Origin of the sequence: Roseibium sp. (assembly GCF_965229775.1) — a bacterium.
Lineage (GTDB): Bacteria > Pseudomonadota > Alphaproteobacteria > Rhizobiales > Stappiaceae > Roseibium.
In genome coordinates this window covers 5931093-5955794 of sequence record NZ_OZ245929.1, presented here as the reverse complement: position 1 = coordinate 5955794, position 24702 = coordinate 5931093, and the positions used below count along the sequence as shown (strand labels likewise).

Genomic DNA, 24702 nt, shown 5'->3' with positions numbered 1-24702 from the left:
CACTCCTCAATTTAGCATGGATGTCAATTTTGTTTGACGTTATACTGTCAATTAAGAGTGACACATTGCATTGAAATGTCAACTTCAAGGACCGCGTTGTGGGCAATATGCCGGAAACCAGGGTCGTGATCATCGGAGCCGGTATGGGCGGCCTTGCGGCGGCATTGCGCCTGGCCAATACCGGTGTTTCCGTGACCGTGCTTGAGGCTGCGGCCGCGCCGGGCGGGAAAATGCGTCAGGTGGAGGCGGGTGGTAAGGCCTTCGATGCAGGACCGACGGTTCTGACCATGAAATGGGTTTTCGACGACTTGCTGTCGGGTTTGGACACCAGTCTGGAAGACGAAGTGAAACTGGATCGCGGGGATCTTCTTGCCCGGCACTATTGGACGGATGCCGCCGCTCTCGACCTTTATGCCGATGTGGAAAAAAGTGCAGGTGCGATCGGAGCGTTTTCAGGACAGGAAGATGCAGCGGGCTATCGTGCGTTTGCCGCGGACAGCAAACGGGTCTTCGAGACCCTGAAGGACACATTTATCAGCGCGTCCAGGCCCAATCCGGTGACCTTGTCCCGGCGGATCGGATTTCACAGGTTTGCGGACATGCTGGCGCTGCGTCCGTTCTCGACATTGTGGACGGCATTGGGCGGCTATTTCTCCGATCCGCGTCTGAGGCAGCTCTTCGGGCGTTATGCAACCTATTGCGGGTCTTCTCCCTATGCGGCGCCAGCGACACTGATGCTTGTCGCCCATGTTGAACAGGCTGGTGTCTGGATCCCGAAAGACGGCATGCACGGGATTGCGCGCCGGTTTCAGGCTTTGGCAGAATCCTACGGTGTGCTGTTTCGTTTCGGCGCGCGCGTCGATCAGATCGAAACAGATGGGGCTGAACGCAAGGTCACGGGTGTTCGCTTGTCATCCGGCGAGGTGATCGAGGCAGATCGGGTTATCTTCAACGGCGATGTCAGTGCCCTTCAGGATCTTCTGACGCCGGCGCGGGGAAAGGCTCATAAAAGAGTACCTGCCGCGAAGCGCTCCCAGTCGGCCCTGGTTTCGTGCGGCCTGGCGGCAACGGAGGGTGTGCCGCTGACACATCACACGGTCTTTTTCTCAGATGATTACGACGCCGAGTTTCAAGCCGTCTTTCGCGATCGCGCAGCCCCGGCAGATCCCACGGTCTATGTTTGCGCACAGGATCGCAACAGCTCTGGCGATATCCATTCCGCTGGGCTGCAATCAGGCGATGAGCGCATTTACTGCCTCATGAATCTGCCGGCCGACGGCGACACCCACAGCTATTCGACAAGCGAGTTGGAGCAATGCCTCACAGCGATGGACCGCCGGCTGGCGAAGAACGGATTGACGCTTCACCGAGACCGGAAAGCGCAGGTTCTGACAGCGCCGGACGGTTTCAACAAGCTTTTCCCGGCAACCGGAGGCGCACTTTACGGTCAGGCCTCTCACGGCTGGATGGCGTCATTCAGCCGGTTGGGGGCGAAGGGCAAGCTGGTGGGGCTCTATCTGGCCGGGGGCAGTGTGCATCCGGGACCGGGGATCCCGATGGCGGCTCTGTCGGGGAAACTGGCAGCCGAACAGGTGATGGCGGATACCGCTATGACCGGCCGGTTCCACCGGGCGGCTATCAGTGGTGGTATGTCGACGCGACCAGCGACTGCGGCACCTACGCCCTCACGGTCATTGCCTTCATAGGGTCCGTATTCTCTCCTTACTACCATCTTTCCGGCCGCAAACGACCGGAGAACCACGTGGCATTCAACGTGGCGCTCTATCAGCCCTCCGGAAACATCTGGGCAATGACCGAACGCGGCTCAAAAAGTCTGGTCCGCAGTTCCGAAAGCCTCTGGGTCGGCAACAGCGGCCTCGGCTGGTCCAATGGCGGACTGGACCTGGAGTTCGAAGAAACGGCGCTTCCCTGGCCAGGACATCGGCTGATGCCCCGGCGGTTCACGGGCCGGATTCGTCTGGAGCCGGAGTTTCTTCACTTGAAACCGTTCGAGTTGGATGCGGATGGCCGTCACGTGTGGTGGCCATTGGTTCCGCAGGCGCGGCTCAAGGTCGAGTGCGATCTTCTTCCGGGCGGTGGCTGGGAAGGGGAGGCGTACCACGATCTCAACTTCGGATCCCGTCCGCTCGAAAGCGATTTCACGTCCTGGGACTGGGCGCGTGGACGGGCGCAGGGCGAGAAGACCTTCGTGCTTTACGACGCCAAGATGCGCAATGGCGATAAACGCACACTTGGCCTGTCTTTCTCCGCCGGACGCGACGCGGAAGCAATCGAGTTGCCGCCCCGAAGATCCTTGCCACGCGGGGCATGGGGCATACGCGGCAACATACATTGCGAGGAAGCGGCAAAGCCCCGCAGGTCGAGGCGTTTGGAGGACACACCATTTTACACGCGATCGCTGGTCGAGACGACGCTTGGAGGGGAAAGGGTCAAGATGGTGCATGAGACGCTTGATTGTACGCGTCTGGCCAATCCGTTCGTACGGATGATGCTGCCTTTCAGGATGCCCAGAAACACCAGGAGTTAAGTTTGTCAGGGCTGGATTTGCCGCGCCTCATGTCAGCCTTGCCGCGCGCTGTCGCGCCGCCAGTTTATGGAAGCGTACATCCTGACGGCTTTCGTTTTGTAGCCGGATCAGGAGGCACAACAACCGTTCAGATGTGGAAGCGTCCGGCAGCCCGTTCGACTGAAACGATTTTTTGGCCTTGGCGATCGAGAAGGAGCGGGCACCTGCATTGACGAGCCCGGCTGCCGCGGGATCGGCTGCTGCCTCCCTCGCTTGCTTTGCGCTAGCGCTTCGGTCTGTGGCGGGCCTGCGCGCAGCCGCCAGAAGCGAGACTTTCCGCATCAGACTTGTGTGCGCCCTTTGCGTCACGCTGTCATACCCGTTCGCCACGATCTCCGTGCCAATCTCTTCATAGATGAGAGCTGCAGAACGGATCGCGTGCCGGCAATCTGACGGAAGAGCGGAAATGCCTGTATGGCCCAGGCGGTAGTGACGGTTGGCTTCCTGCAACAGGCGCTTCACGACCTGACCTATCTCGGGGGAAAACCGGGGTGACACGAGGAATGTCTGCGGATTGATCCCGTGCTGGTCGAGCCAATCCATCGGCAAATAGATGCGCCCGTTTCGCGCATCTTCACCGACATCCCTGGCAATATTGGTGAGCTGCATCGCAATGCCGAGATCTGCGGCCCGGGCAAGGTGTTCCGGCTCGCCGGTGCGCATGAGAAGTGCCATCATCAGTCCGACGGTCGCTGCAACGCCTGTTGCGTATTCCTTTACGTCTTCCAGTGTCCGGTAGGTTCGCTTGGAAATGTCCATTTCAAAGCCGTCGAGCAATGCGGCGGGAATACACTTGGGTATGGCGTAGTCTCTGACGGTCTTCTGAAAAGCGCGGTCGCAAGGATAGTCTGCCGGCGTCCCCCGGTAGATAAGGTCGAGCCTTTCTCGCAGTTGCTGAAGCGAGTGCCTGTCCGAGCGGGGGTCGTCGATCAGGTCATCCGAATGGCGGCAGAACGCATAAAGTGCAACGGCTGCCTTTCGGGTTTCGGGAGGAAGCAGCAACGAGGCAAGATGAAAGGACTTGGAGCCTTTGCGAATGGATGCGGTGCAGGCATTCAGGTCGCTCCGGTAACGTGAGAGACCGTAGCGCTTGTCGGAGGAGTCCAGTGCGCTTTTTGCGTGAAGGGCAAAGGGTTCGAAGCCTTCCAGTGCACTCTGGCTGACCTTGTTCATTGCGGTTCCCCCGCGCTTTGCCCGGATTGAACCAACGATGCGGGATCAGGCACGAGATCCGCCACGATTTGCGCCGAACAGACAACGCCGGGCAATCCTGCTCCGGGATGTGTTCCGGCGCCACACAGGTAGAGGTTTTCAAGTTCCTCGCTTTTGTTGTGCGGCCGGAACCAGGAACTCTGGAGCAGCTTGGGCTCAAAGGAAAACGCAGCGCCCTGCCAGGACAGGAGGCGCTCGCGAAAGTCGACGGGAGTGAGAACACGCGAACTCACCACATGCTTGGAGAGCTCCGGCAACACCGTTTCTTCAAGCTGTGCTTCAATTTTCTTTCGGTAGGTTTCGGCAAATGTCGCCCAATCCGTGCCGCTCGCCAGGTTGGGAACCGGGCTTAGGACATAGAACGCGTCACAGCCCTCCGGGGCGACGGACGGATCGTTGGCCGAAGGACGGTGAAGATAGAGGCTGAAGTCCTCAGCCAGGTGTTTCTTGATGAAGATATCTTCCAGCAGCCCCTTGTACCGGGGCCCAAAGAGCATGGTGTGATGACCGACATCGTCATAGCGGCGGTCGGTGCCGAAATACCAGACAAACAGGCTCATCGAGAAGTCGCCGCGTTTGATCTTGCGATCGGTCCAGCGTTTGCGCGGGTGGTCTTTCAGGAGCTTGCCGTATGTCATCGCGGAATCGCAGTTGGAGACGACGATATCCGCAGACACAGTCTCGCCGGACGCAAGACGGACACCCGTCGCCCTCTTGCCGTCGGTCAGAATTGTTTCGACAGTCTCGTTCAGACGGAGGGTGCCGTTGTTCTTTTCAACGAGGCCTGCAATTCCGTGGGCGAGTTTGTTCGTTCCGCCCATCGCATAGTGAACGCCGTGCTTGCTCTCAAGATGCGCGATCAGGCAGTAGAAGGACGTTGTGGTGAAGGGGTTGCCGCCAATGAGAAGCGGATGAAATGAGAAGACCGACCTCAGTTTGTCGCTCTTGAAGTGCTTCTTGACGACGCTGTAGACCGATCTGTATCCCCCAAGCCTGACCAGTTGCGCAAATGTGCTCAGCGTGAAAGCCAGGCTGTGAAACGGCTTGTCTGCAAGTTCCAGGAAAGCATATTCGTAGATCTGGCGGCTTTCTTCCATGAACGTGCGGTATCCGGCCACATCATCGGGCTCGAAGCGGGCAATCTCCGCTTCCATGGCAGCCTTGTCTCCCGAATAGGTGAACACCGAGCCATCGGAAAAACGGATCTTGTAGAACGGGTTGTTCTCGCGAATGTCCAGATCATCTTCCAATCTGCCACCGCAATCCTCCCAGAGCTTTTCGAACAGCCATGGCGCGGTGATGATCGTCGGGCCGGCATCGAAGGTGAACCCGTCCTGCCGGTAGGCGTAGGCGCGCCCGCCCGGCGCGTCCAGAGGATCGAAGACCGTTACCCGGTAACCCCTTCTGCCCAGGAGGGCCGCGGCGGACAGACCGCCGACGCCCGCCCCGATCACGACGGCGTGGGGCGCTCGTGCCCTGTCCGGTTCCGTGATCGTTGATGGAATGTCCGGGGCAATGTTCACGTTTGTGCTCCTTTCCCCATCGATCCGGCCTGGCTGGACAACTGCATGTCAATCAGGCTCTTCCTTTGTGTAAATTTTAGTTTACACTTTTCTGTCTCAGAAAGAAGACCCTTTCAGATTATTCTGCGGCATCCAGGTCGAGAGGCCTGCCGCTGGGAGGTCTTGCAGTCCTGTTCAGGAAACGACGGCTGACTTGATAGCGATGGTAGAAGATCAGTGCCAGACCGGTGGCAAGAGGGATCGCCCAGAGCCCGGGCGCGAGCGCGAGTTCCGGCATGAGGCGCACGGCGCCGAATGCAAAGAAGGCCGTGTAGACCGAAATCCCGGTGCCCACGATCGCCTTGATATGTTCCAGCAGCCACTCGACCGGGCCCGGGTTGCGCTTGAGCAGGAACCAGACATTCGTCGCGACCGTCGCAAATCCGACCATGGAAATGCCGATCATCATGGGTTGCGCAATCAGGACACCCTGCAGCGCGCAGTTGGCGGACGCGATGAACAGCGCGGCCTGCAGGCCCCAGTTCAAAGGCGTCTGATTTTTGCGCTGGTCCCGTTTGTTGACCGCGCAAAGCCAGCCGTACCAGGCAAGGTTGACTGTCAGAAGCCCGAGATAAAGCATCATCCAGCCGAATATCCCGCGGACCAGAACCGGATCGGAGAACTCCTCGTGGTGGACGAGATGCGGGTGGGTCGCCATCGGGGCAATCAGCGTAAGCGTTGCCATCAGCATGGCGACCGTGCCGGTGAACAGCATGGCTGCGGCGAAAAGCCGGCCCCACCACCGGTGTCTTTCCCCGCCCTTCTTGGCAAAAACCGGAACCCAGAAACCGATCAGTCCGGGCGCGCCTGTCGCGATATGAAGGGCGATGAACACTTTGAAGAGGTCATAAACGGTCATGGGTGCGGATCTCCCGTGATGGCCTGCAACACCTTGAGGGGCGGAGGAAAAAATGTCGGCAGCTGAGATCTATGTTCCTCCGCGCCCGTCGCGTTTGCCGCCCGTCATGGCGCTTTTGCGCACGGTCTGGAACGGGGAGGGAGACCTTCTCAGTCTTCTGCCCGGTGCCGCCTTTGCCATGGATGCGGGGGAACTCGGCTATTCGCGGCGTTCGATCAAGTTGTTCAACGATCCTGAACTTGTGCGTCAGATCCTTCACGATGCAGACGGCATCTTTCCCAAGAGCGACCTCATGGTGGGGGCGCTGGAATCTCTGATCGGCGACTCCATTTTTGTTTCGGACGGTGCCAAGTGGCGGCGGCAGCGGGCGATGATCGACCCGGCCTTTTCCAAGATGCGCCTGACACACGCCTTCACGGCGATGCAGCAGGCCGTTGACGCCTACATCGAACGCCTGCGATCGAGCGCCGAACGCGGCGAGGTCCTGTCGCTCGACCGGATCATGAGTGAGCTGACGGCGGACATCATCTGCAGGACGGTGTTTTCGACATCTCTCGACACCCAGATTTCCAGAGACGTCTTTGACGATTTCGAGGTTTTTGAACGCGGCGTCGCACAAGTGAAGATCTGGCGGCTGATCATGGACCCGGCCTGGACAAAGGTGCCCCAAAGCTCCGAGGTGCTGGCCGCGTGCAAGCGCATCCGCCATCATCTGGGCGGTCTGATCGATACGCATACCGGCCCTGATGCCAACCGCTTCGATGACATCGCCAGCGCGGTCATTTCCGCGCGGGACGCAGAAACCGGCGAGCCCTTCACGCGTGACGAGCTTATCGACCAGCTTGGGGTCTTTTTCCTCGCCGGGCACGAAACAACGGCGAGTGCGCTCACATGGGCCTTTTACATGCTCGCGATGTGTCCTGACGTGCTCGCGCGGCTGCGGTGTGAAGTGGACGCTGCCGCTGAGGGCCGGGAACTCACCTTCGAGGCGACGCGCTCGCTTACCTACACCAGGGCCATTTTCCGGGAATCTCTGCGTCTTTACCCGCCCATCACCTTCATGCCTCGCGTTGCTCTCAAGGCAACACGGATCGGCAGCTACAAAGTGCGCAAAGGCGCGCTCCTGATGATTTCGCCCTGGACGCTGCATCGGCACACGCGATACTGGAAGGACCCCGATCGCTTCGATCCCGATCGTTTCATGCCGGAACGGGAGAAGGAGGTTTTGCCCGGAACCTACATTCCTTTCGGTTCCGGACCTCACACCTGCGTCGGTGCCGGCTTCGCGGCAATTGAAAGCGCATTGATCCTGGGCCGCTTGACGCGCGCGTTCGACTTTTCTCCGGTCGGAACTGGAGAGGTGAGGCCGGCGGCGCGCCTGACAACGCGGCCGTCCCAGGAAATCCAGGTGCGGGTCAAGAACAGGAACCATGGGCACTAACCGGTTTGACTGCTGGTGATGACGCGTCGCTCTGGACGGTCCTTTGCGGCGGCCAGGCAATGTCGCGTGTTGCAGCTTCGCCGAAGGTACGGCCTCGAAACATCACCTGTTTGAGAACGGGCCACGAGTAAGGTGTCATGAGCGGAAAAGGGGCGGGATCGGCTATCGACCAGAGCACGTCCCTTGCGCCCAGCATCGCCCGAAGATGGTGCAGAGCCTTCTTTGGCCGGAAGATGTTTCCGTAAACCTGAAGAAGCGTTGTGTGTCCTTCCTGGAACCGCTTTTCTGCTCTCAGCCCGACTTTTGCTGCTGTTTCGAATCCGATTATCGCCTCGGCGATATCGGCGGGCTCCATGAAGTGGATTCCACTGGTGAGGCGCGGATTGCATTCCAGCGGCCAGGGTCTCCCATCTTCATCCACGATAAAGTCGAAGGCCAGGAAGTGGGAGGAGTTGCCGGACCGGGCGAAGTCCGCGACCCATTGCTCCACCTGAGGCAAATCGTCCACGCGTTGGAAACAGACCGCCACCGTGCCGGCGAAGACAAGGCCTTCATAGGTGACATGCGCGAGCACCTTGCCATTTCGGCACAGGCTCAAGGTGCTGACCTCCCGCCCGAGAATCCGCTTTTGAATGATGGTGTCCGCGCTCCCTAGCGGCTCCTTCGGGAGGCTGTCGGGGGTCAGCATGCGCAGTTTCTGTCCGGAGCAGCCGAGCCTCGGTTTCAGGACGGTGTCGCCAGATTCTGCGAGCCGCGATGCCTGAGCGTCTGAAGCAAGGTAGGTTTCGGGGACTTTTAAGCCTGCGTTTTCAGCGATCTGGGTGAAGGTATATTTGTCATGGAGGGCCTGAAGAACTTCGTTCGATAAAGCGAAGAGCCGGGTTCCGTCCGGCAGTCTGTTTTTCAGGAGGCTGACATGGAGTGCTTCTTCTGAAACGGGAAGGACAAGGTCGACCTTCTCGCGCGCGACTATGTCGAGCAGGTGCGTAAGATATCGCTCCTGATGGCTGTGCGGCGAAGGCGTTTTATAGGACCTTTCGACAGCGTTCGACGCGCGGCAAAGGTGAAAGCCGAAAGGATCGGCAACCAGCACCCGGCACCCGGCTGCGGTGAGCGCCCGCGCAAGTTCGAGCGCTTTCGGCAGGCGCCCAAGCGTCAGCAGAACGGTCATGGATTTGCCGCGCGGCATCACGCATGTCTCCAGCAGTGAGTGCGCCCGGAAGATCTGGCTCTTTTCAGCGGCGTTTCGAAGAGGGTGCCTTTGCGCCTCATGCTGCGTCCGCTCCATTCGAGTGGCCGTTCGAGACGATGGTTTCGATCCAGTCGACAACGGTCTCCGGGTGGCATTCGTGTACCAGGTGCCCGCCTTTAGGTGTCAGGGTGAGACTGCCGTGCTTTGCAAGGCCCGCTGCTCTCTTCGAGCTTGTGGCCGGAACCATCGGGTCGTCTTCTGCCGCAAACAGATCGAGCGGCGTTGGAAGGCGCCGAAGCATGGCGTTGAGATGGGACAAGTCCCAGGAGGCCATCATGCCGAGCGCGCCGCGCACGTGTCCGGCCGATCCCAGCAGCCGGCGATAGATTTCTTCACCGTGGGCATCGATCGGAGACCCGGTTGCCGTCAAGAGGTTGTGACCCAGTGGCGTTGACTTTGCCAAAAGGGAAAACATCGAGGCCGATAGCGGGTTCGCGAAAAGCGCTTTTGCCATAGGAGACAGGACACGATTTCCACGGATCGGCTTGAGCGCACCGTTTATGCCAAGGACGCGATGCGAGTGTCGGCCGTGTTCCATGGATTTTTGAGCGGCAGAAACGAGCGAGACACCAATGACCGCGCCAGCCGAGTGGCCGATGATGGTGAGCGGTTGGAAAGCCAGCTCATTCAGGAGAGACCGGATCGAGGTCGTCATGCCTTCAAGGGAGAGGTCCGGGGTCGCGGTCGGGCGCGTGAAACCATGACAGGGGAGATCCGGTACGATCAGCCGGAAACGGTTCTCCAGAAGCGGCACCACATTGCGCCATGAAAACGAGGCAGCACCGGTGCCATGGATCAAAAGGACACAGGGCGCGTTCGGCGGCCCAAGATCCTGAACATGCCAGCGATACCCCGCAACCTCGACAAACCGGCTGGCATTGCGAAACGGCCAATCGGCTCCGTCTCTTTCCCAATCCAGCCAGTCACGATCCCGCGTCATCCTCTTGCCTCCTGCAGGGAAGCATTGACGACGTCCGACATCGATCCGGCATCCGCGTGGCGCAAAAAGTGCAGGTCCGCTCCCATGGTTTCGGCGAGTGAGGCGACGGACTCGCGGGGGCGACGGGCAATGTCGATGCAGATCGAGCGCATTTCCAGGCTCCGGTATTGACCGGCGACAAGCCCGAGTTCTTCTTCTGCGCGGTTCCTGTCCGGTTCACCATTGCGCGCAATGTTGCCGCGGCCATCGGTCAGCAACACCATCACCGGTGTGCTGCCCTGCCGGCGGACGGACAAGGCAAGCTCCAGCCCCTTTTCCAGTCCGGAGACCAGGGGTGTCGGGCCTCCACCCGGAAGACCCGCAAGTTTTCGTTTTGCCATGACCAGCGAACGCGTCGGCGGCAGTACCGTCTCTGCGCTCCTGCCACGGAATGCAATCATGGCAACCTCATCGCGGCGCACGTAGCACCTGGACAGCAACTGCTCGATCGCGCCTTTGGTCTCTCCGAGGCGTTCCAGAGCCGTTGATCCTGATGCATCCACCATGAAGATGGCGGTTGACGGCGTTTCATGGCGCAAACGCTGGAAGCGATAGTCTTCCCGTGTGATCAGCGCGCGAGGCTGTTTCACATGCCGTTTGTCCTGATCAGACAGACGCGCGAGCAACACGGCCCGGTTCTGGCTGCGGATCACCTGCCAGGGGGCGGCAGCACGCAGCGTCGCAATAATGCTCGGCCGCGCGTCCGGGAAGGGCGCTGTACGGGAAACGGCAACCGGCCGGCCGCGGCGGGCGTTCTTCTGAGGCGTTCCCGCCTTCCCGGTCCTGGAAGTGCTGGACCGCGCCGGACTTTTGCACGCGAGCTCCGGCAGTCCAGAGATGGTTCCGGCCTCAACCGCGGAGAGCAACTCAGTCAATTCGGTCAGGTCCCGCGGCGACTTGGTCCGGTCCTTATCTTTCAACTCGGGCTCGGCCGGTTCAGGCTGTTCTGCCTGGTATCCATCGGGAGATGGTTTTGCGCAATCTTCGGGAACCTGACCTTCTTCCTCAACCGGCTGTGCCTGCAGATTTACACCAAGGCACAAGCGCAGAGCTCCAAGCGCATCTGCTTCGACAACACTTCCTCTGCTTTCCATCGCCGCCAGCATGCGAGCGGCCATGGTGAGGTGGCGCAATCGACGTAAAGAAGAGCTGCCGGCCGCACTGGCGACCTGGGCCAGCAGCTCCGTGATTGCGATCGAGATTTCAACGTCTTGCCAGGTCAGCGATGCATCTTGCCGCGCGCCCGGGCTTGTCTCGAATACTTCGCTCCATGAAACCGCATTCAGATCCACGATCAGGCCGAGGCGATCCGAGAGCGCGTGAGGCAGGTGCTCTTCGGGTGAGGCTGATTCATCAAGTGCAATCACCTGAAAGCGTGTTTTCACCTGCATGGTACCACGATCTTTCGACTGCAATGGCGAGCGGCACATCTTCGTGTCGATTGCGTCGCCGATGACGGCTGCAGTTGCCGCGTCCAGTCTTTCGGCCATGGGCAGGAGCAAAATGCCCTGGTCTGCGCGTGCCAGCAGGCCTGGTATTGTGACAACCCGCCCAGTCTTGGCAGTTGCCGGGATGTCGATGCTGCCCTGGAGTGCGGAATGACCAACGGAATTGGGAACCCTGATCCAGCGCGTTCTCGAGCCGAGAATTTCCTTCAGGTGCGCAACGTAAGCGTCACGGACGCCGCCGGCACGCGCTTTCAGCCACAGGCCGCCCAGTTGAGGGCCACCGGTTTTGAGAAGCCTCGCTGCAAGGAGAGCGTCGTCCCAGGCACCGGACCGATCGGGGTCCGGAACTGGTTCAAAGCCGCGTCCTGCGCCGGGTTCAGCCATGGACGGCGTCCGCGCCGACAGCGGCAATAGCCCGCTCCACGCGTGGCGCACTGCCGGCATCGTCAAGTGGATCGCGGCGAAGGCGGTGGCAAAGCACGAGCGGAGAAATCTCGGACACGTCGTTCCAGGAGACTTCCAGACGCCCGCCAAGTGCGGCAGAGGCTCTGCAGGCACGCATCAGGGTCAATTCACCGCGCATGCCGTCTATGCCAAGCCCCATGCACAATTGCGACATGCGGGTCAGGACATCGTCGGGAATGTCTACGTCGCGCAGGATCTTGCGTGCCTTTACGACACGGTTCCTGATGGCGGCATCCTTGCGGGCCCAGCTTTCGCAAAACCCATCCGTGTCCGCCTCGAAGGCGTCCCTGCGCCGGATCACCTCGATCCGCTGTTTCAGATCATCGATGGTGCGCACATCCACGGCGAGACCGAACCTGTCCAGCAATTGCGGCCGCAGGTCGCCTTCTTCCGGGTTGCCGCTGCCCACGAGTGCAAAGCGAGCAGCGTGACGAATGCTGAGACCTTCGCGTTCAACAACGTTGACGCCTGAGGCGGCCGCGTCGAGCAACAGATCAACAAGGTGATCTTCCAGCAGGTTGACCTCGTCGATGTAGAGAAAGCCCCGGTTGGCGCTTGCGAGCAGTCCCGGTTCGAAGTCTTTCTCGCCCGCTACGAGTGCTTTTTCCAGATCGAGCGCGCCGCAGATCCTGTCCTCTGTTGCCCCAAGCGGCAAGTCGACCATGGGCGTTCGGGTTTTGATCACTTTCGGCGCTTTTGGGGCGTTTGGTGCATGACAAACAGGGCAGGCGTCCTGCGGGCGCCCGGGCTCGCAGTTAAACCGGCAACCGGCACGGGTCTCGATTTTCGGAAGCAACTCCGCAAGGGCGCGGACTGCAGTCGATTTGCCCGTGCCCCGGTCGCCAAAAATGAGGACGCCGCCAAGAAGGGGCTCAACCGCTGCCATCAGCAGCGCCTTCTTCATATCCTCCTGGGCGACGATTGCCGAAAAGGGAAACGGTTTGGACATGGTTCCCGCCTGTCTTGAGTGTCAATATAAGTTGACACATTTTGAGCGCGGAATGAAGTCTATTCTTTGTAGTGAGAATTTTCGCCGAGCTGGCCGCACTCACGTCGCGGCCGGGAAATGTCGGTTCCCCACCAGAAGGATTGGGGCGTGGTCGAGCAGTACGCGCTCACAAATACTGTCAGATGCCAGTGCGTTGATGTGTTCACACCGGCGTTTGCGGATTTCGGCGTGCGACAATCTTTGGGAGACAGTTGCGTGACAAAGGGGTCAGCGACACGGTTTGCATTTTCCGAAGGCCGTCTTTGCGAGCCGGCAGAACTCAAATCCCAGCCGGAAAAAAGAACCCGGCAAATGGCCGGGTGCAGGTGGGCTGCCTTGGGAGGCGGGTTTGTTCGAGAGGGGTCGGGCGTTCAGTGGGTCAGCACCTGTTCGAGGAAGGTCCTTGTTCTCGGATTGGTGGGGTGATCGAAGAAGGAAACGGGATCCGCCTCTTCGACGATCTGACCGGCATCCATGAAGATAACCCGGTCGGCGACCCGTTTTGCGAAACCCATTTCGTGGGTGACGCAAATCATCGTCATCCCTTCTTTTGCAAGCGTCTCCATGACATCCAGAACTTCGCCGATCATTTCGGGGTCGAGCGCCGAGGTCGGTTCGTCGAAGAGGAGAATATCCGGCCGCATGCACAGCGCCCGCGCGATCGCGACGCGTTGCTGCTGACCGCCCGACAGCTGCCCCGGATACTTCTGCGCCTGGTCGGTGATCCGGACTTTCTCCAGGTACTGCATGGCATGTGCCTCGGCATCGGCCTTGCTTTCCTTGCGCGCCAGGACCGGCGCGAGCGTGCAGTTCTCCAGGATCGTCATGTGCGGAAACAGGTTGAAATGCTGGAACACCATGCCGACGTCGCGGCGGAGCAGTTCGATGTTGTGGGCCTCTGCGTAAATCTCGTCGCCGTGGATCAGGATCTTTCCGGACTGGTGTTCTTCCAGCTGATTGATGGTCCTGATCATGGTCGATTTTCCGGACCCGGACGGGCCGCACACGACGATTTTCTCGCCCTTCGTGACGGAGAGGTCGATGTCCTTCAGGGCATGGAACTCTCCGCAGTACTTGTTCACCTGGCGGAGTTCGACGGCCGGCATGTCCATGTCATGATCCCTCCTTGATGGCAGCCGTGACGATAATCTCGACCTTGAGCACGTCGCGCGCGAGACGCGCCTCTCCACAGGCGCGCGCCGGGGCGAACCCTTCCGGAACCCAGTCGTCCCAGACGGCGTTCATCTCCGCAAAGTCGGCCATGTCCGCGAGCCAGACGATGGCCTGGAGAATGTGTTCGCGATCCGACCCCGCTTCCAGGAGAAGCGCATCGATGCGCGACAGGCAGTCGCGTGTCTGGTCCGCCACGGTTTCGCCTGCGCCGACCTGGCCGCACAGATAGGCAGTGCCGTTGTGCCTGACGATCTTGCTCATGCGCTTGCCGGTATGAAGCCGTTCGATCATGCCGTTCCCTTTCCATAACCGCGTCTTGAGAGTACGCAGGATATCTCGTCGAGAATGGCCGGATCGTCAATCGCAGCGGGCATCTTGAAGTCCTCGTTGTCGGCCAGCTTCTGCATCGTGCCGCGCAAGACCTTGCCGGATCTGGTTTTCGGAAGCCTTTCGACTTCCATCGCGGTTTTGAAAGCCGCGACCGCGCCGATCTTTTCGCGCACCAGCGCAACCAGTTCCCGTTCCAGTTCGCCCGGATCGCGCCCGGCACCGTCGTTCTGGACAAAGAACCCGATCGGCATCTGTCCCTTGAGCGCGTCGGCGGCACCCACCACCGCGCATTCGGCAATGTCCTTGTGGGCGGAAATGACTTCCTCCATCGCGCCCGTGGACAGGCGGTGCCCGGCGACATTGATGATGTCGTCGGTGCGGGCCATGATGAAAACATAGCCGTCCTCATCGATAATCCCGGCATCGGACGTGGCGGAGTAGCCCGGAAACTCTTCCAGATAGGCCTTGAAGAAACGATCTTCGGCATTCCACAGCGTCGGCGTGCCCGAAGGGGGCAGCGGCAGTTTGCAGACGATGTTGCCGAGCGTTCCGGCGGGCAGGGGATGTCCCTCGTCGCTGAGAACCTCGATCTCGTAGCCCGGCATCGGAACGCCGGGCGATCCGGGTTTCACCGGAAGTGCACCAAGGCCGACCGGATTGCCGGACATCGGCCAGCCGGTCTCGGTCTGCCACCAGTGATCGATCACTGGACGCTGCAGTTTCTGCTGCGCCCATTTTATGGTTGCCGGGTCGGAGCGTTCGCCTGCGAGAAACAGCGTGCGGAACCGGCTGAGGTCGTGACGGCCGATCAGCGCGCCGTCCGGATCCTCCTTGCGGATCGCGCCCAGCCGTGCGCAGGCCAGCATGGCGAAGATCGCCTCCGGCACCATCGGCATGTAGATGATGACCCTGTCGCCCTTTTCGACGCCATTCCGACGGAGAACCTCGGCCAGCGCCCCGATTTCCGTCTGCAGCTGCGAAAAGCTGAAACGCTGAACGGTTCCGGTGACCGGACTATCGTGGACCAGGGCGAGCCGATCCCCGTGCCCGGCTGCGACATGCCTGTCGACCGCATTCCAGAAGGCGTTGCAGACGCCGTCCGGGAACCATCGCCCATAGGCACCGGCATCCGGATCGAAGGCCGTTTCGGGCTTCCTGATCCAGTCGATATCCTGTGCTGCCTTCATCCAGAACGCGTGCGGGTCGGCGGACCATGCGGCGTAGGTTTCCTTGTACCGGCTCATGGATCAGACCGTATAGTTCAGGCCAAGGCGGCCGCCATCGACATAGATCGTCTCGCCGGTGATGTAGCTCGCCTTGTCCGACGCCAGGAACGCGACCGTGTCGCCGATCTCCCGGGCCGTTCCGACCCGGCCGATCGGTGTGCGGGACATCACCTTGGCAAGGGCTTCCGGGTTCGCGTTGACACCGGCCATCATGTCGGTGTCGATCGAGCCGGGACCGACGGCGTTCACGCGAATACCGTGCGGCGCCAGCGACAGTGCGGCCGCCTTGGTAAGCTGGTTCACGCCGCCCTTGGAAGCGCAATAGGCCGGAATGGCGGGAATGGCGACCTGGGCATTGATCGACGACATGTTGACGATGGAACCGTGAATGCCGTTCGCGACCATGGTCCTGGCGGCGCGCTGGGTGGCGACGAAGACGCCGACGAGGTTCACGTTGATCACCCTGTTGAAGTCCTCAAGCACATAGGTCAGGAAATCGCCGGGCTGCGCGATGCCGGCGTTGTTGACAAGCACCGAAACGGGGCCGATCTCGGCTTCGATGCTGTCGAACATTCCTGCAATCCGGGTCGTGTCACCCATGTCGCAGACATATGCATGGCCGTCGAGTTTTGAGGCCGCCTCGTGCACGGTCTCCTGAATGTCGGACAGGATGACCCTGCACCCGTCTTCGGCGAGCGCCTGGGCGCAGGCGAGGCCGATGCCCTGGGCAGCGCCGGTTATGAGGGCGATTTTCTCGCTCATGAGTTTTCTCCAGAATATCCGTAGTCTTCGGCAGCCTGGCCGGCAGAGACCAGTCCTGCCTCGACGTCTGCCTTCAGCTGCGACCTGTCCCGTCTTGCCGGGTCGCCAAATCCGCCGCCTCCGGGAAGGCTGAGCCGCAACCGCTGGCCGTTGCGCACCAATTGCCTGCCTTTGGATTTCAAGGGAGTGCCGTCGGTCAGTTCCACGCGCCCGGGAGCACCCGGCCCGCCTCCGTCGCGTCCGCGGGCAGGATTGTCGACCCTGTCGAACATGGCGTTGAACCAGAAGTCGTATCCCGCGCGCGCTTCGATTTCGATGACCTGACCAAGGCCGCCGCGGGTCTCGCCCGCGCCGCCGGAGCCTTCGCGCAGATCCTTGCGCCAGACCGTGATCGGTCCGACATGCTCCGTCGCCTCGACGCTCATGGTGGACACACCGGACGGGAACGCGGTGGCGGAAAGACCGTCCACGGAAGGACGGGCGCCGGTGCCACCGGAGTTGAACATCAATATCTCGGCGCTGTTCAATCCGCTGTCCGGATCGCTGGAGCGGGCCGAAATCTGAACGTTCCAAAGGGCTGAGGCGCCCTCGGCAGGAACCGTGCCGGGCATGGCCTGGTGAAGAGCACCCAGGACAACGTCTGGCACGAGGTGTCCCAGAACATGCCTGACGGAAACCGGGGCCGGCCGTTTCGCCGCCAGAATGCAGCCCTCCGGCGCCGATATTTCAAAAGGCTCGAGGGACCCCGTGTTGTTGGGAACCCCGGGGGCAATGGCGCATTTCAAGCCGTAGCAGGCATAGGCCCTGGTGTAGACTTCCGGCACGTTGACACCGAATGCGCTCATTCCGCTCGTGCCGGTGAAATCCGCACTGACGCGGTCGCCCTCCACCTTGAGCGTGACAACCAGTTCGACCGGCCGGTCATAACCGTCAACCGTCATCCTGTGCCGGTAAGTCCCGTCGGGAACTTTGGAAATGGCTTCCCGGGTCGCCTTGCGGCTGGCGTCGGTGAGAAAGCCGGACAGGCCTTCCAGGTCATCAATGCCGAATTCATCAAGCATGGCCTGCAGACGCCGGTCTCCGGCCTCGTTGCAGGCTGCAAGGGAGTACATGTCGCCGACCGTCTGGTCAGGGGTCCTGACATTGGCCCGGATGATGGAGATCAGAAGCGGGTTGACCGTTCCCCGTTCCGCGAACTTGGTTATCGGGATCAGCAGGCCTTCCTCGTAGACCTCGCCCGCATCTGGTCCGAACCCCCGCCCGCCGATATCGACGACATGCGCCGTGCAGGCAAAGAAGCCGATATGCAGACCCTTGCGAAAAACGGGCGTGACCACGGTGATATCATGCAGGTGGCCGGTGCCGAGCCAGGGATCGTTGGTGATGAAAACATCTCCGTCGAAGATGTTCTGCATTCCGATCTCGCGAACGAAATGCGTGACGCTTTCCGCCATCGCATTGACATGTCCTGGCGTGCCCGTGACCGCCTGGGCCATCATCCGGCCCTTCCGGTCAAACAGACCGGCCGACAGATCGCCGGCTTCGCGCACCGAGGTGGAAAAAGCAGTTCTTATGAGCGTTGTCGCCTGTTCTTCGACGACTGCGATCAGCCGGTTCCACATGATCTGGTAGTCGATTGCGCTCGGCATCAGCTAACGTCCTTTCGGATCAGGAGGAGGCAGCCGTCCGGTTGGCGGATTGCCCGATAGGCGGATGTGACGATCGTCGTGGTTTCGGCCTCGACGATTGCCGCGGGACCGTCAACCACCGTTCCGGTCTCCATGGACTGGCGCTCGACCTCCCGTGCGTCGACATTCCGGCGCAAGGCAGCATCGAAGATGGATCTGGTGCGCACGGCTTCAGCCTCCTTGCAGCCGTCCCGGCGGCGGACCGCATCCGGTTCCGGCAGCACGGAAGTGACGATCAGCGACCAGTTGGTGATTTCGGGCGTAAGCCCATCAATGGTGCGGCCGAAGAGCGTGCGATAGGCCTCCTCGAAAGCCGCAAGGATGGCCGGTGTGTCGCTGCCGGAAAATGCCCTGTAGGGCAGCGGCACGGGTATTTCCCAGCCTTGTCCGGCATAGCGCATGAACGCGGTGAGGCGGATGGTTGTCCGGCCTTCTCGAATGCCTTGTTCCACGAACGCTCTTGCCTCGGCTTCCATGGCCCGTAGCGCGGCATTCACCGCCTCTGCATCGAAATCCGTGAGGGTCTGGAAGAGGCCCCGCGTTGCCTCGTAACTGAATGGAGCGCGCAGGAAACCGATCGCGGAGCCGACACCCGCCCCAGGAGGAATGAGCAAGGCGTGGATCCCCAGTTTCTCGCAAAGCCGACAGGCATGCAGCGGGGCGCCGCCGCCAAATGCGATCATGGTGAAATGCTCGATGTCGCGGCCATTTTCGACGGTGTGGACCCGCGCAGCGTTGGCCATGTTTTCATCGACCATCTCGGTCACGCCGAAGGCCGCCTCGGCGACGTCCATGTCCTGCGACGAGGCGATCCTTCCGGAAAGCGCGGATATTGCGTTCTCAACGGAAAGGGGGATTGCGCCACCGGCGAAATTGTCCGGATCCAATCTGCCGAGAACGAGGTTCGAATCCGTGACGGTCGGTTCGACGCCACCACGCTGGTAGCAGGCCGGTCCGGGTTCGGACGCAGCCGAACGCGGTCCGACCTGGATGCGGCCCATCTGGTCGATCGACGCGATTGATCCGCCGCCGGCACCGATCTCCACCATCTCCACCACAGGTGTGGAGACGGTCATGCCGGAGCCCTTCTTGAATCGGTAGGTTCGGGCGACCTCGAACGTGCTCGCTGTTTTCGGCGAACCATTCTCGATCAGGCAGATCTTTGCGGTGGTTCCGCCCATGTCGAATGACATGACCTTGTCGAGCCCATGCGCACGTGCGAATTCCGCAGCGAAGATGGCACCGCCGGCCGGCCCGGATTCCAGAAGGCGCACCGGCTGATCGGACGCCGTCTCGACCGAAATCAGGCCGCCGCCCGAGTGCAGCATGAAGACCGGCGCTGCAATGCCGCTGCCGCGGAGCCTGGTGACAAGCCGGTTCAGATAGGCCGAGACTTGCGGCTGCACATAGGCATTGGCAATCACCGTGTTGAAACGCGGCAACTCGCGCATTTGCGGGGAAATCACGGATGACAGCGAAACGGAAAGGTCTGGAGACAGGTCTTTCAAGGCCTCCGCCATCATCTGTTCGTGCGTATCATTCGCGTAGGAATGCATGAGGCCGATCGCCACCGCCTCGAAACCACCATCCACGATGCGGCGCGCCATCTGCCTCGCCTCGGCCGGATCAAGCGCGAGCAGCACGTCTCCCTTCGGTCCGATCCGCTCGTTCAGGGTGAAACGGTGTTTCCTTTGCACCAGCGGTCTGGGCAATTGCAGGTTCAGGTCATATTGCTCGAACCGGTTCTCGGACCGCATCTCGATGACGTCGCGAAATCCCTCCGTCGTGATAAAGGCCATGTCCGCGCCGCGGCGCTCGATCAGTGCGTTCGTGACCAGGGTGGTTCCATGAATGACCTGACCGATCTCGGACAGTGGGATCCGCGCGCTTCGGGCAGCCTTTTCAATGCCATTCAGGATCGCCCGTTCCGGCTCGGCATAGTCCGTGAGGACCTTGCACGTTTCGGTGCCGCCCGGTTGGTCGAGCGCGACGTCGGTAAACGTGCCGCCAATATCCACGCCAACGCGAATGTCGGACCTGGTCATGCTTGTCAGAATCCCTTGATGAATTGGTTGGCCGTGAAGCCGATATTGTAGAAACGTGACATCATCGGCGCGTTGGCGACAGCGGCCATATCGGTTGTCGGAAGCGGCAAGTCTTCCGGTTTCATGCCCGTCAGGAGACCTGCAATGCCCTGTCCGAAAATGGTTCCCGTGGTGATGCCGCGGCCGTTGTAACCGATCGGCGTGAAGAGGCCTTCGTCAAGCACGTGAATGCGCGGCAGGTGATCCGGTGTCATGGCGATCTGGCCGTGCCAGGCTTCTTCAAAACGAATGTCGCCCAGGCCCGGAAACAGCCGGGAAAGCTGCTTCCTGGCCCACCTTTGTGAAAGCCCCCTGGACTTGTCACCATGTACCTTGCCCATCGATCCGATGATCAGGCGGTTCTTGTTGTCCCGCCGCAGCGAAAACATGATGGGCGCAGTGTCCCAAAGCCCCTGCAGTCCGGGCAGAATGTGCGCCGCCCGTTCTCCCATCGGCTCGGTGGCCAGCTGGAAGTAATGGATCATCGTGTAGGTTCTGTTCAGCCCGGGCCAGAGACTGTCCGTATAGGCATTCGTACCAAGAACAACGGCCTTGGCGCTGATCTGTCCCTTGTCGGTGAGAACGGCCCAGCCGTCCGCCGTTTTCTGCAAGGATGTCACCTTGACGCCTGTGCTGATGGACGCACCCGCGGCCTTGGCTGCCCGGGCAAGACCGCGGCAGTATCCCATCGGATTGATTGTGCCGGCGCGGTGGTCGACAAGTCCGCCGTGAAAGGCAGTGGTTCCGATCTTTTCCGAAATTTCCTCACGGCCGAGCAGATCGACCGGTTCGCCCATGGAATTCCATTCCTTCCACCTGGCTTCCAGATCCCGGAAACCGGAGGGGGCATGGGCTGCGTGAATGGTTCCGTTGCGTGTCGCTTCGCAGCGGATCTGGTATTTTTCGATCAGATCGAACACCATCGAAGGCCCGTTGCCGAACCGCTGCAGGAAACGCGGGCCGTAGGTGGTGCCAAGCTTTTCACGGACCTGCGTGGGAGGAAGCCAGATTCCGGCGTTGACAAGACCCACATTGCGGCCCGATCCGCCGAAGCCGACATGATTGGCCTCGATGACACAGGCCGACAGTCCGGCCTCGCTGCAGTGAAGGGCAGTCGACAGGCCGGTAAAGCCGCCGCCGACGATCACGACGTCGAACCTTTCTCCTTCCGGCAACTGGCCTTCGAGGTCGCGTTCCTCGGCAGAAACATCCCAAAGGGAAACAGGCAATGTCCGGGTCAATGCGACAGCCTCCGTTTTGCAGCCTTCGAAATTTCGGGCCTTCTGGATTACTTGCAAACAACCACACTGCGTGTCAATATAAGAAATAAATGTTTTATATATCGGAACAGAAAGCAGTATGAAAAAACTTGCCAGAAGTGCAGCGAGCATGGTTGCGGACGCACGCTCGCGCATTGAAGAAGTCGAAGTTCAGGACCTGATTGCGGCAATGGACGACCCGGGTGTCGTGATTGTCGACATCCGCGACGTGCGCGAGCGGCAACGATCCGGCTTCATTCCCGGAAGTGTACATGCACCCAGAGGCATGGTGGAGTTCTGGGTCGATCCGGAAAGCCCCTACTTCAAGGAGGTGTTCGGTGAGGACAAGAAGTTCGTCTTCCACTGTGCCTCCGGTTGGCGGTCGGCGCTGACGGTGGCAACGCTGCAGGACATGGGCTTTGACGCGGCGCATCTGCGCGAGGGATTTTCCGAGTGGGTCAAGCAGGGCGGTCCGGTCGAGATGCCTGAGCCGAAGTCCTGATCCTAACGTCGGCAGAGGAGGGCGGCCTAGCCAGAGGCGCCCGGTCTCTCTCACCCGGTGCCAGTTGACCGGGTTCACCGGCCGGCTGCGGGGTATTCCGTGTTTTCGATGGGACTACACCCTCGAAAGTTTGCGGGAAATCGCTTCAGCTGCGTGTGCGGATAGCGAGCCGAACCGTTCTTCCCCGTTGTCGGGCAAGTTGACATTCGGAACCGAGATGCCGATGGCGGCGACGGCTTCGCCGTCGGGGAGTTTGATCGCTGCGCCGAAACTCAGGATCCTGTCGCGAAACTCACCGGTATCATAGGCATACCCTCTCATCCGCGTGGCTTCGATGTCCTCGTCCAGCTGGCTCAACGTCGTCAGCGTCTTGTTGGTGAAGGCCTCGAAGGGTTCGGAAAGCTTCTCGCGCAGGCTGATGTAGTTTGCCGCAAGGATCGCCTTTCCGGTGCCGACACAATGGATCGGCGCCGATCCCCCGATCGGGTTCCACGAACGGATCGGTTTCCTGCTTTCGATCTTGTCGATATAGACCACGTTGAACTGTTCCGGGACGGCGAGGTAGATCGTTTCGCCGGTCTCGTCGGCAAGGTAGGCCATCTCGGGCGCGGCCAGCTCCCTGAGGTTGAGACTGTCGACGGTGCTGCGTCCCACTTGCCACATCTTGAGGGTGGCCGCGTAGCCGCCGTCTTCCTTCTGCGAAACGTAGCCGAGCCTTGAAAGTGTCTGCAGAAGGCGGAAGGTATTGGACTTGGTGAGATCAAGAGACCGCGAAATCTCGGTTACACCGAGCGACTTGCGCGCTTCGGCGAGTTTTTCGAGGATCGCCAGGCCTTTGGAAAGCGTTGAATCAACTTTTGCTTCAGTCGGTTTTTTTTCGGACATATTCAGTCTTCGTTGGCGTTTGTGCGCAATGTAACGGACGATTTGGCAAAGGTAAATCTCGGCGGCTCGTGCGCTTCGACGTCACCTGGATCACTGTCCAGCCGTCTCAATCCGACCTGCGTCGAATGCGCTGCGGTGCTCTGGGTCAGGGATGATGTCCGCAGGTCATGCGTCAGCACATTCGGGTTGCCGTGCCGGTCGCGGTGATCAGGCTCGGCAAAATCCGGATCGTACCAGGCACCCGTCCACAGGAAGACGCATCCTTGCCGGATGTCGTCCGTGACGCGTGCGCCTGCAAGGCACCGGCCGCGATTGTTGAAGAGTTCGACCACGTTGCCGTCCGAGATCCCGCGTTCGGCCGCGTCGAGGGGATTTATCAGGACCGGCTCCCGCTGCCTGACCTTGGCGGCAAGGCTTGTCGCGCCGTTGTCGAGCTGGCTGTGCAGGCGCGTTCCGGGCTGTCCCGAAAGCAGCGCAAGCGGATGCCCGTCAAGGCCGGCCCTCTGCCAGTCCCTTGGTTCGAACCAGCTTGCGTTGCCGGGACAATCGGCAAGACCCATCTCTGCGATCGTCCTTGAAAAGAGTTCGATGCGTCCACTTGGCGTCGGTAGCGGAGCGGCGTCCGGATCCTCGCGAAACCCGGCGAGGAATACCTGATCCGGGGAGGGGGTCGGCAGGGTGACAACGTCACCGGCAATGAACGTGTCCCAGTCCGGCAGCGCGATACCATGTTCGGCTGCGGCAGCAACGGTCTCGTCCCAGAGCCGCAACAGCCAGCCCCGTTCGTCCAGCCCGTCCGAAAAGGTATCCAGGCTGCTGAGGCGTTTTGAAAGCGCGCGGTAGATTTCGAATTCGGTTTTGGCTTCGCCGGGCGGGGCGACGCAGGCGGGCATCGGAACGAGGGCGTTGTCGGACTTGCCTGCGCCGAAATCGGTTCGTTCGGGCGGCGCTGCAACGGGAAGCACGATATCCGCGTGCCGCGCGGTGGCTGTCCAGTTGATCTCGTTGACGACGATGGTGTCCGGCTGCGCGAAGGTCATGCGAAGCCTGTTGAGGTCCTGGTGGTGGTGAAACGGATTGCCGCCTGCCCACCAGACCATCTTCGTGTCCGGCAGCGTGCGGGTCTTTCCGAGGTAGGTATAGCCCTTGCCCGGACTCAACAGCATTTCGGAAATCATGCCGACCAGTATGAAATCCGGTACCGGGTTTTTGCCCTGCGGCATCGCTCCCGGCCGGAACAGGCGCTCGATGTTGCCGATGTTGCCATTCACGGCATATCCGATCGTGAACCCGCCGCCGGGCAATCCGATCTGCCCCGGCATGGCTGCAAGCGCCACCGTCATCCAGAGGGGTTGCTCACCGTAGTCGGCACGATATGCGTGGAGGCCGGCACGACAATCGAGAGGCTTGCCGGCAACTACCTCAAAACCATCGGTGTCGAACACACGATGGTGTCCTATGAAAAGGCGTCCGAATTGCGCGCTGCCTATCTCGCGAACCGCTGCGATGCCTTTGCGGCGTGGGGACCGTTTCTTGCCGTGTTGCGGGCAACCGAACTCGAAAAGCCGGATGCGCATGTCATCCTGTCGGACCAGTTGTCCAACGAGCCGATCGCGGCTGCCATGCGCCAGGGCGATGAGGAATTCGTCGACATGGTCAACTGGATGATCGCTGCCCTTCTGATTGCGGAAGAGGAAGGCGTGACATCGGCAAATGTCGAGGAAATGACCGCAAATCCCCCCAACCCGAAAATCGCGCGACTTCTCGGCGTCGATCCGGGCATGGGCGAGCGTCTCGGCATCCGCGATACCTGGGCACGCGAGATGATCGCCGCCATCGGCAATTTCGGCGAGATCTATGACCGGAACCTTGGCGAGGGATCTCCCTACAAGCTCGAGCGGGGCCTTAACAATCTCTGGAGCCATGGCGGCGTCCTTTACGCACCGATCCTCGACTGATCACCACTCCCCGTGCGGCGAGGGTGCTGAACCCTCGCCGTC

21 protein-coding genes are annotated in these 24702 nt (G+C 60.7%); 5 read left to right on the top strand and 16 right to left on the bottom strand.

All coding sequences use genetic code 11. The features are described from left to right. Nucleotides 1-107 precede the first annotated feature (107 nt). Complete coding sequence (gene crtD, locus ACO07N_RS27110) at nucleotides 108-1706, top strand: 1-hydroxycarotenoid 3,4-desaturase CrtD (RefSeq protein WP_421984496.1); 1599 nt, start codon at nucleotides 108-110, stop codon at nucleotides 1704-1706. 56 nt (nucleotides 1707-1762) lie between these two features. Next, nucleotides 1763-2548, top strand: a complete 786-nt coding sequence (locus tag ACO07N_RS27105; protein WP_421983983.1) for a carotenoid 1,2-hydratase — start codon at nucleotides 1763-1765, stop codon at nucleotides 2546-2548. Between the two features lie 27 nt (nucleotides 2549-2575). Here the strand turns inward: ACO07N_RS27105 and ACO07N_RS27100 are convergent, their stop codons facing one another. The 3 genes from ACO07N_RS27100 to ACO07N_RS27090 all read right to left on the bottom strand — a co-directional run bounded on the left by ACO07N_RS27100 (nucleotide 2576) and on the right by ACO07N_RS27090 (nucleotide 6220). Further along, nucleotides 2576-3760: a phytoene/squalene synthase family protein gene (locus tag ACO07N_RS27100; RefSeq protein WP_421983982.1), complete on the bottom strand. Its 1185-nt coding sequence runs from the start codon at nucleotides 3758-3760 to the stop codon at nucleotides 2576-2578. After that, a complete protein-coding gene (locus ACO07N_RS27095; protein WP_421983981.1) occupies nucleotides 3757-5322 on the bottom strand; it encodes a phytoene desaturase in 1566 nt (521 codons plus the stop codon). The genes ACO07N_RS27100 and ACO07N_RS27095 overlap by 4 nt, the downstream gene beginning before the upstream one ends. A gap of 118 nt (nucleotides 5323-5440) precedes the next feature. Continuing rightward, entirely contained in the window at nucleotides 5441-6220 is a 780-nt protein-coding gene (locus ACO07N_RS27090; protein WP_421983980.1) for a hypothetical protein, read from the bottom strand. A 52-nt stretch (nucleotides 6221-6272) separates the two neighbouring features. On the opposite strand from ACO07N_RS27090, the gene ACO07N_RS27085 reads away from it, so the two are divergent. Then, nucleotides 6273-7661: a cytochrome P450 gene (locus ACO07N_RS27085; RefSeq protein WP_421983979.1), complete on the top strand. Its 1389-nt coding sequence runs from the start codon at nucleotides 6273-6275 to the stop codon at nucleotides 7659-7661. On the opposite strand, the gene ACO07N_RS27080 is transcribed toward ACO07N_RS27085, so the two are convergent. From ACO07N_RS27080 to ACO07N_RS27030, 11 genes are all read right to left on the bottom strand, one after another. Beyond that, nucleotides 7636-8754, bottom strand: coding sequence for an ATP-grasp domain-containing protein (locus tag ACO07N_RS27080; RefSeq protein WP_421983978.1), 1119 nt, complete (start codon nucleotides 8752-8754; stop codon nucleotides 7636-7638). The two genes, ACO07N_RS27085 and ACO07N_RS27080, sit on opposite strands and share 26 nt — an antisense overlap. Nucleotides 8755-8929: 175 nt before the next feature. Next, the gene (gene bchO / locus ACO07N_RS27075; protein WP_421983977.1) at nucleotides 8930-9853 is read right to left on the bottom strand and encodes an alpha/beta fold hydrolase BchO; all 924 of its coding nucleotides are present in this window, start codon (nucleotides 9851-9853) and stop codon (nucleotides 8930-8932) included. Further along, nucleotides 9850-11724 carry a VWA domain-containing protein gene (locus ACO07N_RS27070; protein ID WP_421983976.1) on the bottom strand — a complete coding sequence of 625 codons (1875 nt, stop codon included), beginning with the start codon at nucleotides 11722-11724 and terminating at the stop codon, nucleotides 9850-9852. The genes bchO and ACO07N_RS27070 overlap by 4 nt, the downstream gene beginning before the upstream one ends. Continuing rightward, nucleotides 11717-12754, bottom strand: coding sequence for a magnesium chelatase ATPase subunit I (gene bchI, locus ACO07N_RS27065; protein ID WP_421983975.1), 1038 nt, complete (start codon nucleotides 12752-12754; stop codon nucleotides 11717-11719). The genes ACO07N_RS27070 and bchI overlap by 8 nt, the downstream gene beginning before the upstream one ends. A gap of 410 nt (nucleotides 12755-13164) precedes the next feature. Then, nucleotides 13165-13905, bottom strand: coding sequence for an amino acid ABC transporter ATP-binding protein (locus tag ACO07N_RS27060; protein WP_421983974.1), 741 nt, complete (start codon nucleotides 13903-13905; stop codon nucleotides 13165-13167). 1 nt (nucleotide 13906) lies between these two features. Beyond that, nucleotides 13907-14257: a RidA family protein gene (locus tag ACO07N_RS27055; RefSeq protein WP_421983973.1), complete on the bottom strand. Its 351-nt coding sequence runs from the start codon at nucleotides 14255-14257 to the stop codon at nucleotides 13907-13909. Continuing rightward, nucleotides 14254-15540 (bottom strand): AMP-binding protein, encoded by a 1287-nt coding sequence (locus ACO07N_RS27050; protein ID WP_421983972.1) that lies wholly within the window; start codon nucleotides 15538-15540, stop codon nucleotides 14254-14256. Before ACO07N_RS27050 ends, ACO07N_RS27055 begins: the two co-directional genes overlap by 4 nt. A gap of 3 nt (nucleotides 15541-15543) precedes the next feature. Further along, complete coding sequence (locus tag ACO07N_RS27045) at nucleotides 15544-16284, bottom strand: SDR family NAD(P)-dependent oxidoreductase (protein ID WP_421983971.1); 741 nt, start codon at nucleotides 16282-16284, stop codon at nucleotides 15544-15546. Continuing rightward, nucleotides 16281-17933, bottom strand: a complete 1653-nt coding sequence (locus ACO07N_RS27040; RefSeq protein WP_421983970.1) for a hydantoinase B/oxoprolinase family protein — start codon at nucleotides 17931-17933, stop codon at nucleotides 16281-16283. Before ACO07N_RS27040 ends, ACO07N_RS27045 begins: the two co-directional genes overlap by 4 nt. Continuing rightward, nucleotides 17933-20017 carry a hydantoinase/oxoprolinase family protein gene (locus ACO07N_RS27035; protein WP_421983969.1) on the bottom strand — a complete coding sequence of 695 codons (2085 nt, stop codon included), beginning with the start codon at nucleotides 20015-20017 and terminating at the stop codon, nucleotides 17933-17935. The genes ACO07N_RS27040 and ACO07N_RS27035 overlap by 1 nt, the downstream gene beginning before the upstream one ends. Before the next feature lie 5 nt (nucleotides 20018-20022). Next, nucleotides 20023-21297, bottom strand: a complete 1275-nt coding sequence (locus ACO07N_RS27030) for an NAD(P)/FAD-dependent oxidoreductase (RefSeq protein WP_421983968.1) — start codon at nucleotides 21295-21297, stop codon at nucleotides 20023-20025. A gap of 118 nt (nucleotides 21298-21415) precedes the next feature. Here ACO07N_RS27030 and ACO07N_RS27025 point away from each other — a divergent pair, with 118 nt between their 5' ends. Beyond that, nucleotides 21416-21817, top strand: a complete 402-nt coding sequence (locus tag ACO07N_RS27025; RefSeq protein WP_421983967.1) for a rhodanese-like domain-containing protein — start codon at nucleotides 21416-21418, stop codon at nucleotides 21815-21817. A gap of 114 nt (nucleotides 21818-21931) precedes the next feature. Here the strand turns inward: ACO07N_RS27025 and ACO07N_RS27020 are convergent, their stop codons facing one another. Continuing rightward, nucleotides 21932-22702: an IclR family transcriptional regulator gene (locus tag ACO07N_RS27020; RefSeq protein ID WP_421983966.1), complete on the bottom strand. Its 771-nt coding sequence runs from the start codon at nucleotides 22700-22702 to the stop codon at nucleotides 21932-21934. A gap of 2 nt (nucleotides 22703-22704) precedes the next feature. Continuing rightward, nucleotides 22705-24045 (bottom strand): molybdopterin dinucleotide binding domain-containing protein, encoded by a 1341-nt coding sequence (locus ACO07N_RS27015; RefSeq protein WP_421983965.1) that lies wholly within the window; start codon nucleotides 24043-24045, stop codon nucleotides 22705-22707. Between the two features lie 9 nt (nucleotides 24046-24054). Between ACO07N_RS27015 and ACO07N_RS27010 the strand changes: the two genes are divergently transcribed. Further along, the gene (locus ACO07N_RS27010; RefSeq protein ID WP_421983964.1) at nucleotides 24055-24660 is read left to right on the top strand and encodes a hypothetical protein; all 606 of its coding nucleotides are present in this window, start codon (nucleotides 24055-24057) and stop codon (nucleotides 24658-24660) included. Nucleotides 24661-24702 lie beyond the last annotated feature (42 nt).